The sequence below is a fragment of the Pseudomonas sp. HOU2 genome, assembly GCF_040729435.1.
Classification (GTDB): Bacteria; Pseudomonadota; Gammaproteobacteria; order Pseudomonadales; family Pseudomonadaceae; genus Aquipseudomonas.
Genome location: NZ_CP160398.1, coordinates 1456351 through 1473103, shown reverse-complemented (window position 1 = coordinate 1473103; position 16753 = coordinate 1456351). Strand labels below are relative to the sequence as shown.

Below are 16753 nucleotides of genomic sequence, written 5' to 3'. Positions count from 1 at the left end.
CTCTTGCCGATCCTTACAATCACAAATCAAAAGGAGCCGAACAGTGATCGACACATTCAACCGAACCGGACCACTCATGGAAGCTGCAAGTTATCCTGCCTGGGCACAACAGCTCATTACGGATTGCAGCGAGAGCAAGCGCCGGGTTGTCGAACATGAACTGTATATGCGCATGCGTGATAACAAGCTCAGCGCCAAAACCATGCGTCAGTACCTGATCGGGGGCTGGCCAGTGGTTGAACAGTTTGCGTTGTATATGGCGCAGAACCTGACCAAGACCAAGTTCGCCCGCCATCCTGGGGAGGATATGGCGCGCCGCTGGTTGATGCGCAACATCCGCGTCGAACTCAATCACGCCGACTACTGGCTGAACTGGAGCCGCGCGCATGGCGTCAGCCTGGAGGATCTGCAGGCCCAGCAAGTACCGCCGGAACTGCATGCGCTGAGTCACTGGTGCTGGCATACGAGTTCGGCGGATTCGCTGATCGTCGCCATCGCTGCGACCAACTACGCTATCGAGGGGGCTACCGGGGAGTGGTCGGCGCTGGTCTGCTCAACTGGCGTGTACGCGGCGGCGTTCCCGGAAGAAGAGCGCAAGCGCGCGATGAAGTGGCTGAAGATGCATGCCCAATACGACGATGCCCATCCGTGGGAAGCGCTGGAAATCATCTGCACGCTGGCAGGCATGAACCCGAGCAAGGCGTTGCAGGCGGAACTGCGCCAGGCGGTGTGCAAGAGCTACGACTACATGTACCTGTTCCTGGAGCGCTGCATGCAACTGGAGACCGCCGAGCGTGCGTTGCACGGGCGTGAACGCCGGACACTCGTAGAGAGCTGATAGCCAATAACGCCGTAAAAAATGTAGGAGTGAGCCTGCTCGCGATCCGGTGTGTCAGTCAATGTAGAGGGTGACTGACACTCCGGATCGCGAGCAGGCTCACTCCTACAGTTGTTTTTGGGTGTCTGGAAGAACTCAGCCAGCCATCGCCAACCGATTGCGCCCCTCGCGCTTGGCCACGTACAGCGCACTGTCGGCCCGGCGCAGCAGACTGTCCGCTGATTCGCCCGGCAGCAGAGTCGAGCAGCCAAGGCTCACAGTCAGGTCGATCAACTGCCCGTCCGCGAAATATTCCGCTGCCTGCGCGGCATGCCGCAGACGCTCGCCGACCATCGCCGCCGCTTCCCGGCCGGTGTTGCACAGCAAGATCAGAAACTCTTCCCCGCCATAGCGAAACACCATGTCGACGTTGCGCAGCTGGCCCTTGATCGAGGCCGCCACGGCTTTGAGCACGTCATCCCCGGCGCTGTGGCCGTGGCTGTCGTTGACTCGCTTGAAGTGGTCGATGTCGAGCATCAGCACCGACAGCGGTTGCAGGTGCCGGCGGGACATGTCGATTTCGCGTTGCAGGGTCTGCTCCATGGCGATTCGGTTGCCGGTTCCGGTCAACGGGTCGCGCAATGCACTTTGCGTTGCTGCGCGGTAGAGCAGGGCGTTGCGCATCGGGAATAACAGAGACGACAGCAGTGACTCAAGGTTGCCCTGATCCTGCTCGCTGAAGCGCTGGTTGCGGCGGAAAACCAGTTCGCCCAAGTGTTCGCCTTCGTGGCTGAGGCTGTAGCTGACCGAATGGTGACCGCGCGCGCCGAACTCCAGGCGCAGGTCGCTGCCCGTATGCACGTAGCTCAAGGCATCCAGCGGCACCAGGCGCTGAACTTCACGGAAAAACAGACCAAGGATTCGTTGCGGCTCAAGACTGGTTTGCAGTTGCAGGCTCATTTGCTGGCGCAGTTGCGCCAGGCTGGCCGGGCGTTCCAGAAGCGGAGGCAGCTGACCAAAGCCCAGGCGTTGCAATTTGGCACTGTCAAAGTCAATTGCATTGGTCTGGGAGGGTGATTTCATATGGCGTGAGCCCCTAAGCAGTAAGTCTGTCTTACAGGCTGGGTGAGAGCGGCTATGGGCTGCGCGTCATACTGATCCATCAGTCCCGTAGGACATTTGGCGTAAGTTTAGTCTGCCTGATGACGATTAGTCAGCTATCGAAATCGGCCTTGCCCCAGTGCCTTCACACGGCATGCTTTGAGGAAAATTAGAGCGAAAGTCGTGCCATTCAGTTCAGGTTTATTAAAACCTTTATGAATCAACAGGATGGCTTTTTGCTTTGAGGGCGGGTGGCGGATATTTGACTGAAGTGTGACAGTGGGAAGCGGCAATTGTGTGCCGCGACGGTAATCCGCCACGGCAACAAAAGCGACGTATGGCAGTTATTGCGCGTTGAATGCCTGGCCATTGATGCCCGTGCTGTCCGGGCCCATCAGGTACAGGTACACCGGCATGATCTCTTCCGGAGTCGGATTGTTCAGCGGGTTTTCCCCCGGATAGGCCTGTGCACGCATGCTGGTACGCGTGCCGCCCGGGTTGATGCTGTTGGAGCGCACGGGGGCCACGCCATCGACCTCGTCGGCCAGCGTTTGCATCAGGCCTTCGGTGGCGAACTTCGACACCCCGTAGGCGCCCCAATAGGCGCGGCCCTTGCGCCCGACGCTGCTGGAGGTGAACACCACCGAGGCATCCTGCGACAGCTTGAGCAGCGGCAGCAGGGTGCTGGTCAGCATGAACATGGCGTTGACGTTGACCTGCATGACACGCATGAAGTTTTCGCCCGACAGCTGTTCGATCGGCGTGCGCGGCCCGATGATCGAGGCGTTGTGCAGCAGGCCGTCGAGGTGGCCGAACTCGGTTTCGATCATCGCCGCAAGCTCATCGTACTGATGCGGCAGGGCAGTCTCGAGGTTGAATGGGATCACTGCCGGTTGCGGATGGCCCGCGGCCTCGATCTCGTCGTAGACCTGGGTCAGATTGGCTTCGGTCTTGCCCAGCAGCAGCACGGTGGCGCCATGGGCGGCGTAGGTTATCGCGGCAGCCGCACCGATGCCACGACCGGCACCGGTGACCAGAATGACCCGATCCTTGAGCAATTCGGGACGGGCGGTGTAATCAAACATAAAAACCTCTCCATAAGGCGAATGCTGAACTTTGTGGCGAGGGAGCTTGCTCCCGCTCGGCTGCAAAGCAGTCGTAACGCTAGCCAGTGCGGTGTGCCTGAGAAAATGCGCACTCAGGAAAAAAAGGGCCGCTGCGCGACCCAGCGGGAGCAAGCTCCCTCGCCACAAGGGGGGGCAGGTCAGCAGCTGCACAGCGCGCTATCGATCACCTTGCGCAACTCCAGCGGATGATCCACCACCACATCCGCGCCCCAGTGCCGCGGGTTGTCGTCCGGGTGGATGTAGCCATAGGTTACGGCGCAGGTCTTGGTGCCGGCATCGCGGCCCGACTCGATATCACGCAGATCATCGCCTACAAACAAAACGGTCGATGGATCCAGATCAAGCATCTTGCACGCGAGGATCAGCGGCTCCGGGTCCGGTTTGCTGTTTTTCACGTGATCCGGGCAGATCAGCAGCGCCGAACGCTCGGCCAGCCCCAGCTGTTGCATGATCGGTTCGGCGAAGCGCACCGGCTTGTTGGTGACCACACCCCAGATCAGGTTGGCCTTTTCGATATCGGCCAACAGTTCGCCCATGCCGTCGAACAGCTTGCTGTGCACCGCGCATCCAGCCAGATAACGCTCGAGGAATTCCTGACGCAGCTCCTCGAAACCCGGCGATTCCGGGTCCATCGAGAACGTCACCGCGACCATCGCTTTGGCGCCGCCGGAGATCTCGTCGCGGATGTGCTTGTCGTTCATCGGCGGCAAGCCACGATCCGCGCGCATCGCCTGACAAATGGCGATGAAGTCCGGCGCGGTGTCGAGCAGGGTGCCGTCCATGTCGAAAAGGACTGCTCTGATGGCCATCGGCTTACTCCTCGCGCAGGGTCTGGATCATGTAGTTGACGTCAACGTCGTTGGCCAGCTTGTAGTGCTTGGTCAGCGGGTTGTAGGTCAGGCCGATGATGTCCTTGACGGTCAGGCCGGCAATGCGGCTCCAGGCGCCCAGCTCGGACGGGCGGATGAATTTCTTGAAGTCATGGGTGCCGCGCGGCAGCAGCTTCATGATGTATTCGGCGCCGATGATGGCGAACAGGTACGCCTTCGGGTTGCGGTTGATGGTCGAGAAGAACACCTGGCCGCCCGGCTTGACCATGCGGTAGCACGCACGGATCACCGACGACGGGTCCGGTACGTGCTCGAGCATTTCCAGGCAGGTTACGACGTCGAACTGCTCGGGCATTTCCTCGGCCAGGGCTTCGGCGGTGATCTGCCGGTATTCGACGTTGACCCCGGATTCCAGCTGATGCAGTTGTGCGACCGCCAGTGGCGCTTCGCCCATGTCGATGCCCATGACAGTGGCGCCGCGCTGGGCCATGGCTTCGCTGAGGATGCCGCCGCCGCAACCGACGTCGAGGACTTTCTTGCCGGCCAGATTGACCCGCTCGTCAATCCAGTTGACGCGCAGCGGGTTGATGTCGTGCAGCGGTTTGAATTCGCTTTCACGGTCCCACCAGCGATGGGCCAGGGCTTCGAATTTGGCGATTTCGGCGTGGTCGACGTTGCTCATATCTATTCCTCGAAAAACTTGAAAAGGGTTGTAGCCGCGGAATCTGCTCCGCGGTGTTTACGATTCGGTGTGGCCGTTGATGCGCTGGCCCCAGGCCCGGGCGGTGGCGCCCAGTTGTTGTTCGTCCAGACGGGTCAGGCGCCGGTCGTCGAGTAATTGTTTGCCGGCGACCCACAGGTGTTTCACGCAGTCGCGGCCGGTGGCATAGATAAGTTGCGACACCGGGTCATAGACCGGTTGCTGGGCCAGGCCGGACAGGTCGAACGCGACGATGTCCGCGGCCTTGCCGATCTCCAGCGAACCGACCTGCGCCTCGATGCCCAAGGCCCGTGCGCCGTTGAGCGTGGCCATGCGTAGCGCACGATGGGCGTCCAGCGCAGTGGCCGAGCCGGCGACGGCTTTGGCCAGCAGCGCGGCGGTGCGGGTTTCGCCGAGCAGGTCGAGATCGTTGTTGCTCGCCGCGCCATCGGTACCGACGGCGACGTTCACGCCAGCCTGCCACAAGCGCTCCACCGGGCAGAAACCGCTGGCCAGCTTCAGGTTCGATTCCGGGCAGTGGATCACGCTGGTGTTGCTTTCTACCAGTAATGCCAGATCGTCATCGCTGATCTGGGTCATGTGCACCGCCTGGAAGCGCGGGCCGAGCAGGCCGAGGCGACCGAGGCGGGCCAGTGGTCGCTCGCCGCGATGTTCCAGCGATTGCTGGACTTCGAAGGCGGTTTCGTGGACGTGCATGTGGATCGACGCGTCCAGCTCTTCAGCGATCACGCGGATTTTTTCCAGGTTCTCGTCGCCCACGGTGTAGGGTGCATGGGGGCCGAAGGTGATTTTGATCCGTTCGTGATGCTTCAGATCGCCGAACAGCTCGACGCCCTGACGAATCGCCTCATCGGCGCTGCTGGCGCCGGGGATCGGGAAATCGAGGATCGGAATCGCGATCTGCGCGCGAATGCCGCTGTTGTGCACGCGCTCACTGGCGACCTTCGGGAAGAAGTACATGTCCGAGAAACAGCTGATGCCGCCCTTGATCTGCTCGGCAATCGCCAGGTCAGTGCCATCACGGACGAAATCTTCATCGACCCATTTGGCTTCGGCCGGCCAGATGTGGTTTTCCAGCCAGGTCATCAGCGGCAGATCGTCGGCCAGGCCACGGAACAGGGTCATCGCCGCATGCCCGTGCGCGTTGATCAGGCCCGGGGCGAGCAGCACGTCCGGTAATTCGCGGACTTCAGTGGCGTTACACTTCAAAGCTTCGGCGCGCGGACCGATAAATACGATGCGACCGTCGCGAATGCCCAGGCCATGCTCCTTGAGCACCACGCCTGCGGGTTCGACGGGTACCAGCCAGGTCGGCAGCAATAATAAGTCGAGCGCAATGGCAGGTTTCGGCATCGAGGGTCGGTTCCAGTGCTTTTGTAAAGGATGGCGAAGTATACCCGAGCGTCTTCGCGGGGGGATCGCTATAATCGGCGGCTTTTGTTCATGAGTGCGGGGTGAGGGATGCGCGATCGACTGTTGGCTGCGGAGAAAGTAAAGGCCATCGATTGGCGAGATGGCGCGCTCCACCTGCTGGATCAGCGTATTTTGCCGTTCGAGGAAACCTGGATTGCCTACACCAGCGCTGCCGGTGTGGCTGAAGCGATTCGTTCGATGGTGGTGCGTGGCGCACCGGCCATCGGCATCAGCGCGGCCTATGGCATTGTGCTGGCGGCCCGCGCTCGCGTGGCTGAAGGCGGCGACTGGTATGCGGCGCTGGAAGAGGATTTCGCCCTGCTGGCGGATTCCCGCCCGACCGCAGTCAATCTGTTCTGGGCGCTGAATCGCATGCACGACCGTCTGGATCGGCTGAAAGAAAACGCCGATCCGCTGGCGGCGCTGGAAGCTGAAGCCATCGCCATTCATGAAAGTGACCGCGAAGCCAACCTGACCATGGCCCAGCTCGGCGTCGATCTGATCCGCAAGCATCAGGGCAATGCCCAGGCGATTCTCACCCATTGCAACACCGGCGCCTTGGCCACCGGCGGTTTCGGTACGGCGTTGGGGGTGATTCGTGCGGCGTACCTGGAAGGCATGGTCGAGCGGGTGTATGCCGATGAAACCCGGCCGTGGCTGCAAGGTTCGCGCCTGACCGCGTGGGAGCTGGCGAACGAAGGCATTCCGGTGACGCTGAATGCCGACTCGGCGGCCGCGCACATCATGAAAACCAAAGGCGTGACCTGGGTGATCGTTGGTGCTGACCGCATCACCGCCAATGGCGATGTGGCAAACAAGATCGGCACCTACCAACTGGCGGTCAACGCCATGCACCATGGCGTGCGTTTCATGGTGGTGGCGCCGAGTTCGACCATCGACATGACTCTCGCGAGCGGCGACGACATCCCGATCGAGGAACGTGACGGCGCCGAACTGCTGGAAGTCGGTGGCAAGCGCGTGGGGGCGGACGTCGAGGCGTTCAACCCGGTGTTTGATGTGACGCCGGCGGATCTGATCGATGCGATCGTCACTGAAAAAGGCATCGTCGAGCGCCCGGATACGGCGAAAATGGCCCAGTTGATGTGCCGCAAGCGCCTGCATTGATTGGCTTTGGCGTCTGCAAGGACGCCTTCGCTGGCAAGCCAGCTCCCACAGGTTTTGTGCTCGCTGCTGACCCTGTGGGAGCTGGCTTGCCAGCGATGGGGCCCTAAAAGTCAATAAACATCGCAAAACCTGACCTCAAATCCGCATTCAAAGAAGCTCTGAGCCTCTCTCGTCCCCTTTACGCCTGTCATCGGTCAACTAACTATGCTCCATGCGCATCTGGGGGATAGGTGCGTGGCGGCTCTTGTGATAACATCCGGCGTTTTCCGAGGCAGCTTCACGGAGCTGTCTTTACTGCGCAAATCACGGTCCGACTTGTTGATTTGTCGTAAGTCGGCGCACGGCACTCAGCCTGCCCCGACGAGCTTCGTACATCCCATATGGATATGACGAAGTTTCACCAGAAAAAGGAATCAGGCTTCTCATGGGCGAACTGGCCAAAGAAATCCTCCCGGTCAATATCGAAGACGAGCTGAAACAGTCCTACCTCGACTACGCGATGAGCGTAATCGTCGGCCGTGCACTGCCGGATGCGCGCGATGGCCTCAAGCCCGTGCACCGTCGCGTACTGTTCGCGATGAGCGAGCTGGGCAACGACTTCAACAAGCCGTACAAGAAATCTGCCCGTGTTGTCGGTGACGTGATCGGTAAGTATCACCCGCACGGTGATACCGCGGTGTACGACACCATCGTCCGCATGGCCCAGCCTTTCTCCCTGCGCTACCTGCTGGTTGACGGTCAGGGCAACTTCGGTTCGGTGGACGGCGACAACGCCGCGGCCATGCGATACACCGAAGTGCGCATGACCAAGCTGGCGCACGAGCTGCTGGCCGACCTGCACAAGGAAACCGTGGACTGGGTGCCGAACTACGACGGCACCGAGCTGATCCCGGCGGTCATGCCGACCCGCGTGCCGAACCTGCTGGTCAACGGTTCCAGCGGTATCGCCGTGGGCATGGCGACCAACATTCCGCCGCACAACCTCGGTGAAGTCATCGACGGTTGCCTGGCCCTCATCGACAACCCCGAGCTGACCGTCGATGAGCTGATGCAATACATCCCCGGTCCGGACTTCCCGACGGCCGCGATCATCAACGGTCGTGCCGGCATCATCGAAGCCTACCGCACCGGTCGCGGCCGCATTTACATGCGTGCGCGCTCGATCATAGAAGACATCGACAAGGTCGGTGGCCGTCAGCAGATCGTCATCACCGAACTCCCGTACCAGCTGAACAAGGCGCGTCTGATCGAGAAGATCGCCGAGCTGGTCAAGGAGAAGAAGCTCGAAGGCATCACCGAGCTGCGCGACGAGTCCGACAAGGACGGTATGCGCGTCGTGATCGAACTGCGTCGCGGCGAAGTGCCTGAGGTGATCCTCAACAATCTCTACGCCCAGACCCAGCTGCAATCGGTATTCGGCATCAACATCGTCGCGCTGATCGACGGCCGTCCGCGCATCCTCAACCTAAAGGATCTGCTGGAAGCCTTCGTTCGTCACCGTCGCGAAGTGGTTACCCGTCGTACCGTGTTCGAGCTGCGCAAGGCTCGCGAGCGTGGTCACATCCTTGAAGGCCAGGCCGTTGCCCTGTCGAACATCGACCCGGTGATCGCCCTGATCAAGGCTTCGCCGACCCCGTCGGAAGCGAAAGAAGCGCTGGTCAGCACCCCTTGGGAATCCTCGGCGGTGGTGGCGATGGTGGAACGCGCCGGTGCCGACTCGTGCCGTCCGGAGAACCTCGATCCGCAATACGGTCTGCGCGAAGGCAAGTACTTCCTGTCGCCAGAGCAGGCGCAAGCCATTCTGGAACTGCGTCTGCACCGTCTGACCGGTCTGGAGCACGAGAAGCTGCTGGCCGAGTACCAGGAGATCCTCAACCAGATCGGCGAGCTGATCCGCATCCTCAACAGCGCCGTGCGCCTGATGGAAGTGATCCGCGAAGAACTGGAAGTGATCCGCGCCGAATACGGCGATGTGCGTCGCACCGAGATTCTCGATGCGCGCCTCGACCTGACCCTGGGCGACATGATCCCGGAAGAAGAGCGCGTCGTGACCATTTCCCACGGTGGCTACGCCAAGACCCAGCCACTGGCTGCGTACCAGGCTCAGCGTCGTGGCGGTAAAGGCAAGTCGGCGACTGGGGTCAAGGATGAGGACTACATCGCTCACCTGCTGGTTGCCAACAGCCACACCACGCTGCTGCTGTTCTCCAGCAAAGGCAAGGTTTACTGGCTGAAGACTTACGAAATTCCGGAAGCGTCCCGTGCCGCCCGTGGTCGTCCGCTGGTCAACCTGCTGCCGCTGGATGACGGTGAATACATCACCACCATGCTGCCGGTCGAGGAATACACCGAAGGTCACTACATCTTCATGGCGACCGCCAACGGCACCGTCAAGAAGACCCCGCTGGAATCCTTCAGCCGTCAGCGCAGCGTCGGTCTGATCGCGCTGGAGCTGGACGAAGGCGACGTGCTGATCTCCGCGGCCATCACCGATGGCGAGCGTGAAGTGATGCTGTTCTCCGACGGCGGCAAGGTAACGCGCTTCAAGGAGTCCGATGTGCGTGCCATGGGCCGTACTGCTCGCGGCGTACGCGGCATGCGTCTGCCGGAGGGGCAAAAGCTGATTTCGATGCTGATCCCGGAAGAAGGCAGCCAGATCCTCACCGCTTCCGAGCGTGGTTATGGCAAGCGCACCGCGATCACCGAGTTCCCTGAGTACAAGCGCGGCGGCCAGGGCGTGATCGCCATGGTCAGCAACGAGCGTAACGGTCGTCTGGTCGGTGCGGTTCAGGTGCTCGACGGCGAAGAAATCATGCTGATTTCCGATCAGGGCACGCTGGTGCGCACGCGGGTCGACGAAGTGTCGAGCCTGGGTCGTAACACCCAGGGCGTGACCCTGATCAAACTGGCCAAGGATGAAACCCTGGTCGGTCTGGAGCGGGTTCAGGAGCCGTCGGAAGTCGAAGGCGAAGAGCTTGAAGGTGAAGAGGGTGCCGAGTTCGAGGGGGATGTCGTGATCGACGACGTTGCCGAGGACCAGCAACTCGACGCCGCAGCTGACGAAGAGCCGCAGGAATAAGCGGACAAGCGAGGGGGCGGATGAAAATTCGCCCCCTTGTTATTTGTCCGGAATGAAATATCGGCGCCCATGACGAGCCATGTGGGAGCGAGCTTGCTCGCGAAAGCGGAGTATCAGGCGACATTGTTGTTGAATGTCAGTCCGCCTTCGCGAGCGAGCTCGCTCCCATACAAGATTGGCGCCGACTGATATGTGATACCACCAAATCAGAGCGAGATTGGATGTGAGCAAGCGAGCCTATAACTTCTGTGCCGGTCCTGCGGCGCTTCCTGAAGCTGTCCTGCAACGTGCCCAGGGTGAACTCCTTGATTGGCATGGCAAGGGTCTGTCGGTCATGGAAATGAGCCATCGCAGTGATGAGTTCGTGTCCATCGCCACCCAGGCCGAGCAGGATCTGCGTGACCTGCTGAATATCCCGTCGAACTATAAAGTGCTGTTTCTGCAAGGTGGCGCCAGCCAGCAATTCGCGCAGATCCCGCTGAATCTGTTGCCGGAAAACGGCTCTGCCGACTACGTCGACACCGGTATCTGGTCGCAGAAAGCCATCGAAGAAGCCTCGCGCTACGGCCACGTCAACGTTGCCGCCACCGCCAAGCCTTACGACTATTTCGCCATTCCGGGGCAGAACGAGTGGAACCTGTCGAAAGACGCCGCTTACGTTCACTACGCGCCGAACGAAACCATCGGCGGTCTGGAATTCCAGTGGATCCCGGAAACTGGCGACGTGCCGCTGGTGGCCGACATGTCTTCGGACATCCTCTCGCGTCCGGTCGATATCTCGCGGTTCGGCATGATCTACGCCGGCGCGCAGAAGAACATCGGCCCGAGCGGCATCGTCGTCAACATCATCCGCGAAGACCTGCTGGGCAAAGCGCGGTCGCTGTGCCCGACCATGCTCAACTACAAGGTCGCGGCCGATAACGGCTCGATGTACAACACGCCGCCGACCCTGGCCTGGTACTTGTCCGGTCTGGTGTTCCAGTGGCTGAAAGAGCAGGGCGGCGTTGAAGCGATCGCCAAGCTGAATGACGTCAAGCAGCGCACGCTGTACGACTTCATCGACGCCAGCGGTCTCTACAGCAACCCGATCAACAAGTCGGACCGCTCGTGGATGAACGTGCCGTTCCGTCTGGCTGATGATCGCCTGGACAAGCCGTTCCTCGCCGGTGCCGACGAACGCGGCCTGCTCAACCTCAAGGGCCACCGCTCCGTGGGCGGCATGCGCGCCTCCATCTACAACGCCGTCGACATCAACGCCGTCAACGCGCTGGTGGCGTACATGGCTGAATTCGAGAAGGAACACGGCTGATGTCCGAGCAAGAACTCAAGGCACTGCGCATTCGCATCGACGCTCTGGACAGTAAAGTCCTCGAGCTGATCAGCGAACGTGCCCGCTGCGCCCAGGAAGTTGCGCGAGTAAAGATGGCCTCGCTGGCCGAAGGCGAAGTGCCGGTGTTCTATCGTCCCGAGCGTGAAGCTCAGGTGCTCAAGCGCGTGATGGAGCGCAATCAGGGGCCATTGGGCAACGAAGAGATGGCGCGGTTGTTCCGCGAAATCATGTCCTCGTGCCTGGCGCTCGAGCAGCCACTGAAAGTGGCTTACCTCGGCCCTGAAGGCACCTTCACCCAGGCGGCGGCCATGAAACACTTCGGCCACGCGGTGATCAGCAAGCCGATGGCGGCGATCGACGAAGTGTTCCGTGAAGTCGCGGCGGGTGCGGTGAACTTTGGCGTGGTGCCGGTGGAGAACTCCACCGAAGGCGCGGTCAACCACACCCTCGACAGCTTCCTCGAACACGACATGGTGATCTGCGGCGAAGTCGAGTTGCGCATCCACCATCACTTGCTGGTCGGGGAAAATACCAAGACCGACAGCGTCAGTCGCATCTACTCCCACGCGCAGTCGCTGGCCCAGTGCCGCAAGTGGCTGGACGCGCATTACCCGAATGTCGAGCGCGTGGCGGTTGCGAGCAATGCCGAAGCGGCCAAGCGGGTCAAGGGTGAGTGGAATTCGGCGGCGATTGCCGGCGACATGGCGGCAGGGCTGTATGGCCTGACGCGCCTGGCCGAGAAGATCGAAGACCGTCCGGACAACTCGACGCGCTTTCTGATGATCGGTAACCAGGAAGTGCCGCCGACCGGCGACGACAAGACCTCGATCATCGTCTCGATGAGCAACAAACCCGGCGCGCTCCACGAGCTGCTGGTGCCGTTCCACGACAATGGCATCGACCTGACTCGGATCGAAACCCGTCCGTCGCGCAGCGGCAAATGGACCTACGTGTTCTTCATCGACTTTGTCGGCCATCACCGTGATCCGTTGATCAAAGGTGTACTGGAAAAGATCAGTCAGGAAGCAGTAGCACTCAAAGTGCTGGGTTCCTACCCGAAAGCAGTTCTCTAAGGGGCGGTAGCAAATGAGTGGCAACTTCCTCGCTCTGGCACAGCCGGGCGTGCAACAACTTTCGCCGTACGTTCCGGGCAAGCCTGTGGACGAGCTGGCGCGCGAGCTGGATCTGGATCCGGCGAAAATCGTCAAACTGGCAAGCAACGAAAATCCGCTGGGCGCCAGTCCGAAAGCCTTGGCGGCGATCCGCGAAGAACTGGCGGAGCTGACCCGTTATCCGGACGGTAACGGCTTTGCGCTGAAATCGCTGCTGGCCGAGCAGTGCCGCGTCGAGCTGAACCAGGTGACCCTGGGCAACGGCTCCAACGATATTCTCGAGCTGGTGGCGCGCGCCTATCTGGCGCCGGGCCTGAACGCAGTGTTCAGTGAGCACGCGTTCGCTGTCTACCCGATCGCGACCCAGGCGGTCGGTGCGCAGGCCAAAGTGGTTCCGGCCAAGGACTGGGGCCACGACTTGCCTGCGATGCTCGCGGCCATCGACGCCAATACCCGCGTGGTATTCATCGCCAATCCGAACAACCCGACCGGTACCTGGTTCGGCGCCGAAGCGCTGGACGAGTTCCTGCAGGACGTGCCGGAGCACGTGCTGGTGGTGCTGGACGAGGCGTACATCGAATACGCCGAAGGCAGTGATCTGCCGGACGGTCTGGACTTCCTCGCGGCGTACCCGAACCTGCTGGTCTCGCGCACGTTCTCCAAGGCCTATGGCCTGGCAGCGCTGCGCGTCGGTTATGGCCTGTCCACTGCGGTGGTGGCGGACGTGCTCAACCGTGTGCGCCAGCCATTCAATGTCAACAGCCTGGCGCTGGCCGCGGCCTGTGCGGCGCTGAAAGACGAGGAGTATCTGGCGCAAAGCCGTCAGCTCAACGAATCCGGCATGCAGCAGTTGCAGGCGGGTTTCCGTGAATTGCGTCTGAACTGGATCGAATCCAAGGGCAACTTCATCTGTGTCGATCTCGGTCAGGTCGCAGCGCCGATCTTTCAGGGCCTGCTGCGTGAGGGCGTAATCGTGCGTCCGGTGGCCAATTACGGCATGCCGAACCACCTGCGGGTGACCATCGGTCTGCCGGCGGAAAACAGCCGCTTCCTCGAAGCGCTGCGCAAGGTTCTGGCTCGTGGGTGATGTCACTGCTCTGCAATCTGCTGCACCTATGATCGGTCGCCTTGTAGTGGTCGGTCTGGGCTTGATCGGTGGTTCGTTTGCCAAAGGTTTGCGCGAAAGCGGTCTCTGCCGCGAGGTGGTCGGGGTCGATCTCGACCCGCAATCGCGCAAGCTGGCGGTCGAGTTGGGTGTGGTGGATCGCTGTGAAGACGATCTGATCGCTGCGTGTCGGGGCGCTGACGTGATTCAACTGGCGGTGCCGATCCTGGCGATGGAGAAAGTGCTGGCCCGTCTGGCGAGCGTCGATCTGGGCCAGGCGATCCTGACCGATGTCGGCAGCGCCAAAGGCAATGTAGTGCGCGCGGCGACCGAGGCATTCGGCGGCATGCCGGCGCGTTTCGTGCCGGGTCATCCGATTGCCGGGTCCGAGCAGAGCGGGGTGGAAGCTTCCAACTCTGAGCTGTTCCGTCGGCACAAGGTGATCCTCACGCCGCTGGAGCAAACCGACCCGGCCGCACTGGCAGTGGTTGATCGCTTGTGGCGCGAGCTGGGCGCTGACGTCGAGCACATGCAGGTCGAGCGCCACGATGAAGTGTTGGCCGCGACCAGTCATCTGCCGCACCTGCTGGCCTTTGGTCTGGTCGACTCGTTGGCCAAACGCAATGAAAACCTTGAGATCTTCCGTTACGCTGCGGGCGGTTTCCGCGATTTCACAAGAATCGCCGGAAGCGACCCGGTGATGTGGCACGACATCTTCCTCGCCAATCGCGAGGCTGTCCTGCGCACACTCGATACATTTCGCAGCGACCTCGACGCCTTGCGCGACGCGGTCGATGCAGGGGATGGGCACCAATTGTTGGGCGTCTTCACGCGCGCCCGGGTTGCCCGCGAGCATTTCAGTAAAATCCTGGCCCGCAGGGCCTATGTGGACGCTATGAATTCCAACGATCTGATTTTCCTGGCTCAACCTGGTGGCCGCCTGTCCGGTCGGATTCGCGTACCAGGTGACAAATCGATTTCCCACCGCTCGATCATGCTCGGCTCGCTGGCCGAAGGTGTGACCGAGGTTGAAGGTTTCCTCGAGGGCGAAGATGCCCTGGCGACCTTGCAGGCATTTCGCGACATGGGCGTGGTCATCGAAGGCCCGCACCACGGTCGTGTGACCATTCATGGTGTCGGTCTGCATGGCTTGAAGCCGGCACCGGGTCCGATCTATCTGGGTAATTCCGGCACGTCGATGCGTCTGCTGTCCGGCCTGCTGGCGGCGCAGAACTTCGACAGCACCCTGACCGGCGATGCGTCGCTGTCCAAGCGTCCGATGAACCGCGTGGCCAATCCGCTGCGGGAAATGGGCGCCGTGATCGAAACGGCTGCCGAAGGTCGTCCGCCGATGACCATTCGTGGCGGGCACAAGCTCAAGGGTCTGACCTACACCATGCCGATGGCCAGTGCTCAGGTGAAGTCCTGCCTGCTGCTGGCGGGTCTGTACGCGGAAGGCAAGACCACCGTGACCGAGCCGGCGCCGACCCGTGACCACACCGAACGCATGCTGCGTGGTTTCGGCTACCCGGTGAGCGTCGATGGCGCTACCGCGTCGGTCGAATCCGGCGGCAAGCTGACCGCGACCCACATTGAAGTACCGGGCGACATCTCGTCGTCGGCGTTCTTCCTGGTGGCGGCCTCGATCGCTGAAGGTTCGGAGCTGGTGCTGGAGCACGTGGGCATCAACCCGACCCGTACCGGTGTCATCGACATCCTGCGCCTGATGGGCGCCGATATCACTCTGGAAAACCAGCGTGAAGTCGGTGGCGAACCCGTAGCCGACTTGCGCGTGCGGGCAGCTAAACTGAAAGGTATCGAGATTCCGGAGGCGCTGGTGCCACTGGCCATCGACGAGTTCCCGGTGCTGTTCGTGGCGGCGGCCTGTGCCGAGGGTCGTACCGTGCTGACCGGCGCCGAAGAGCTGCGCGTCAAGGAATCGGATCGTATTCAAGTCATGGCGGACGGCTTGCTGGCGCTGGGCGTCAAGTGCCAGCCGACTCCGGACGGCATCATCATTGATGGCGGCCAGATCGGTGGCGGGGAAGTGCATGGTCACGGTGATCACCGTATCGCCATGGCGTTCAGTGTCGCTTCGCTGCGTGCCACTGCGCCGATCCGCATTCATGATTGCGCCAACGTCGCGACGTCGTTCCCGAACTTCCTCGCGCTGTGCGCGCAGGTCGGCATTCGTGTGGCTCAAGAGGCTCAGTCGTGAAAAACATTGCACCGGTCATCACCATCGATGGGCCAAGCGGTTCGGGCAAAGGCACGGTCGCCGGGATTCTGGCCAAGCGTCTGGGCTGGAATCTGCTGGATTCCGGTGCGCTGTATCGCCTGCTGGCGTTCGCTGCGCACAACCATGGTGTCGACCTGACCAATGAAGAGCTGCTGAAGAAACTGGCCGCTCATCTGGATGTGCAGTTCATTGCGGCGACCGAAGGTCAGCTGCAGCGCATCATTCTTGAGGGCGATGAAGTCAGCGATGTGATCCGTACCGAAAGTGTTGGTGCGGGAGCGTCCCAGGTGGCTGCGTTGCCGGCAGTGCGCGAGGCGCTGCTGCAGCGTCAGCGCGCCTTCCAGGAAGCGCCGGGTCTGGTGGCTGATGGTCGCGACATGGGCACAGTGGTGTTTCCCGATGCGCCGTTGAAGATTTTTCTGACTGCCAGTGCCGAGGAGCGGGCGCGTCGCCGATATTTGCAGTTGAAGGGCAAAGGCGAGGATGTTAGTCTGTCGAGTCTGCTAGATGAGATCCGTGCACGCGACGAGCGTGATACCCAGCGCGCAGTAGCCCCGCTCAAGCCGGCGGCTGATGCGATACAGCTGGATTCCACGGAGTTGTCCATCGATCAGGTGCTTGAACGCATCATGAGCGAGATCGCCATTCGCGATATCGCCGGGTGACCAAGAAGGCCGCAGGGGACCAGTCATAGTCCTGCAGCGCTTCTTTTAAATGAAACTAACCCACACCGTCTGGGGTGTGGAGATGGGCG

The 16753-nt window shown here is 61.3% G+C and carries 13 protein-coding genes; 8 read left to right on the top strand and 5 right to left on the bottom strand.

Features of this window, described 5'->3' with window-relative positions:
* Window positions 1–43 precede the first annotated feature (43 nt).
* Complete coding sequence (locus ABV589_RS06535) at window positions 44–838, top strand: TenA family transcriptional regulator (protein WP_007963614.1); 795 nt, start codon at window positions 44–46, stop codon at window positions 836–838.
* Between the two features lie 135 nt (window positions 839–973).
* Here the strand turns inward: ABV589_RS06535 and ABV589_RS06530 are convergent, their stop codons facing one another.
* The 5 genes from ABV589_RS06530 to ABV589_RS06510 form a co-directional block, all read right to left on the bottom strand.
* Window positions 974–1900, bottom strand: coding sequence for a GGDEF domain-containing protein (locus ABV589_RS06530; protein WP_367085322.1), 927 nt, complete (start codon window positions 1898–1900; stop codon window positions 974–976).
* 362 nt (window positions 1901–2262) lie between these two features.
* Entirely contained in the window at window positions 2263–3003 is a 741-nt protein-coding gene (locus ABV589_RS06525; protein WP_367085321.1) for a YciK family oxidoreductase, read from the bottom strand.
* 179 nt (window positions 3004–3182) lie between these two features.
* Window positions 3183–3854 carry an N-acetylmuramic acid 6-phosphate phosphatase MupP gene (gene mupP, locus ABV589_RS06520; RefSeq protein WP_367085320.1) on the bottom strand — a complete coding sequence of 224 codons (672 nt, stop codon included), beginning with the start codon at window positions 3852–3854 and terminating at the stop codon, window positions 3183–3185.
* Between the two features lie 4 nt (window positions 3855–3858).
* Entirely contained in the window at window positions 3859–4557 is a 699-nt protein-coding gene (ubiG, locus tag ABV589_RS06515) for a bifunctional 2-polyprenyl-6-hydroxyphenol methylase/3-demethylubiquinol 3-O-methyltransferase UbiG (protein ID WP_367085319.1), read from the bottom strand.
* Between the two features lie 57 nt (window positions 4558–4614).
* Window positions 4615–5949 (bottom strand): TRZ/ATZ family hydrolase, encoded by a 1335-nt coding sequence (locus tag ABV589_RS06510; RefSeq protein ID WP_367085318.1) that lies wholly within the window; start codon window positions 5947–5949, stop codon window positions 4615–4617.
* 108 nt (window positions 5950–6057) lie between these two features.
* Between ABV589_RS06510 and mtnA the strand changes: the two genes are divergently transcribed.
* The 7 genes from mtnA to cmk all read left to right on the top strand — a co-directional run bounded on the left by mtnA (window position 6058) and on the right by cmk (window position 16664).
* The gene (gene mtnA, locus ABV589_RS06505; protein ID WP_367085317.1) at window positions 6058–7134 is read left to right on the top strand and encodes an S-methyl-5-thioribose-1-phosphate isomerase; all 1077 of its coding nucleotides are present in this window, start codon (window positions 6058–6060) and stop codon (window positions 7132–7134) included.
* 424 nt (window positions 7135–7558) lie between these two features.
* Complete coding sequence (gene gyrA, locus ABV589_RS06500) at window positions 7559–10213, top strand: DNA gyrase subunit A (RefSeq protein ID WP_367085316.1); 2655 nt, start codon at window positions 7559–7561, stop codon at window positions 10211–10213.
* Between the two features lie 223 nt (window positions 10214–10436).
* Window positions 10437–11522 carry a 3-phosphoserine/phosphohydroxythreonine transaminase gene (serC, locus tag ABV589_RS06495; RefSeq protein ID WP_367085315.1) on the top strand — a complete coding sequence of 362 codons (1086 nt, stop codon included), beginning with the start codon at window positions 10437–10439 and terminating at the stop codon, window positions 11520–11522.
* Window positions 11522–12616, top strand: coding sequence for a prephenate dehydratase (gene pheA, locus ABV589_RS06490; RefSeq protein WP_367085314.1), 1095 nt, complete (start codon window positions 11522–11524; stop codon window positions 12614–12616). The genes serC and pheA overlap by 1 nt, the downstream gene beginning before the upstream one ends.
* 13 nt (window positions 12617–12629) lie before the next feature.
* Window positions 12630–13742 carry a histidinol-phosphate transaminase gene (hisC, locus tag ABV589_RS06485; protein WP_367085313.1) on the top strand — a complete coding sequence of 371 codons (1113 nt, stop codon included), beginning with the start codon at window positions 12630–12632 and terminating at the stop codon, window positions 13740–13742.
* 28 nt (window positions 13743–13770) lie between these two features.
* Window positions 13771–15978 (top strand): bifunctional prephenate dehydrogenase/3-phosphoshikimate 1-carboxyvinyltransferase, encoded by a 2208-nt coding sequence (locus ABV589_RS06480; RefSeq protein ID WP_367085312.1) that lies wholly within the window; start codon window positions 13771–13773, stop codon window positions 15976–15978.
* Window positions 15975–16664 (top strand): (d)CMP kinase, encoded by a 690-nt coding sequence (gene cmk / locus ABV589_RS06475; protein WP_007963625.1) that lies wholly within the window; start codon window positions 15975–15977, stop codon window positions 16662–16664. Before ABV589_RS06480 ends, cmk begins: the two co-directional genes overlap by 4 nt.
* Window positions 16665–16753 lie beyond the last annotated feature (89 nt).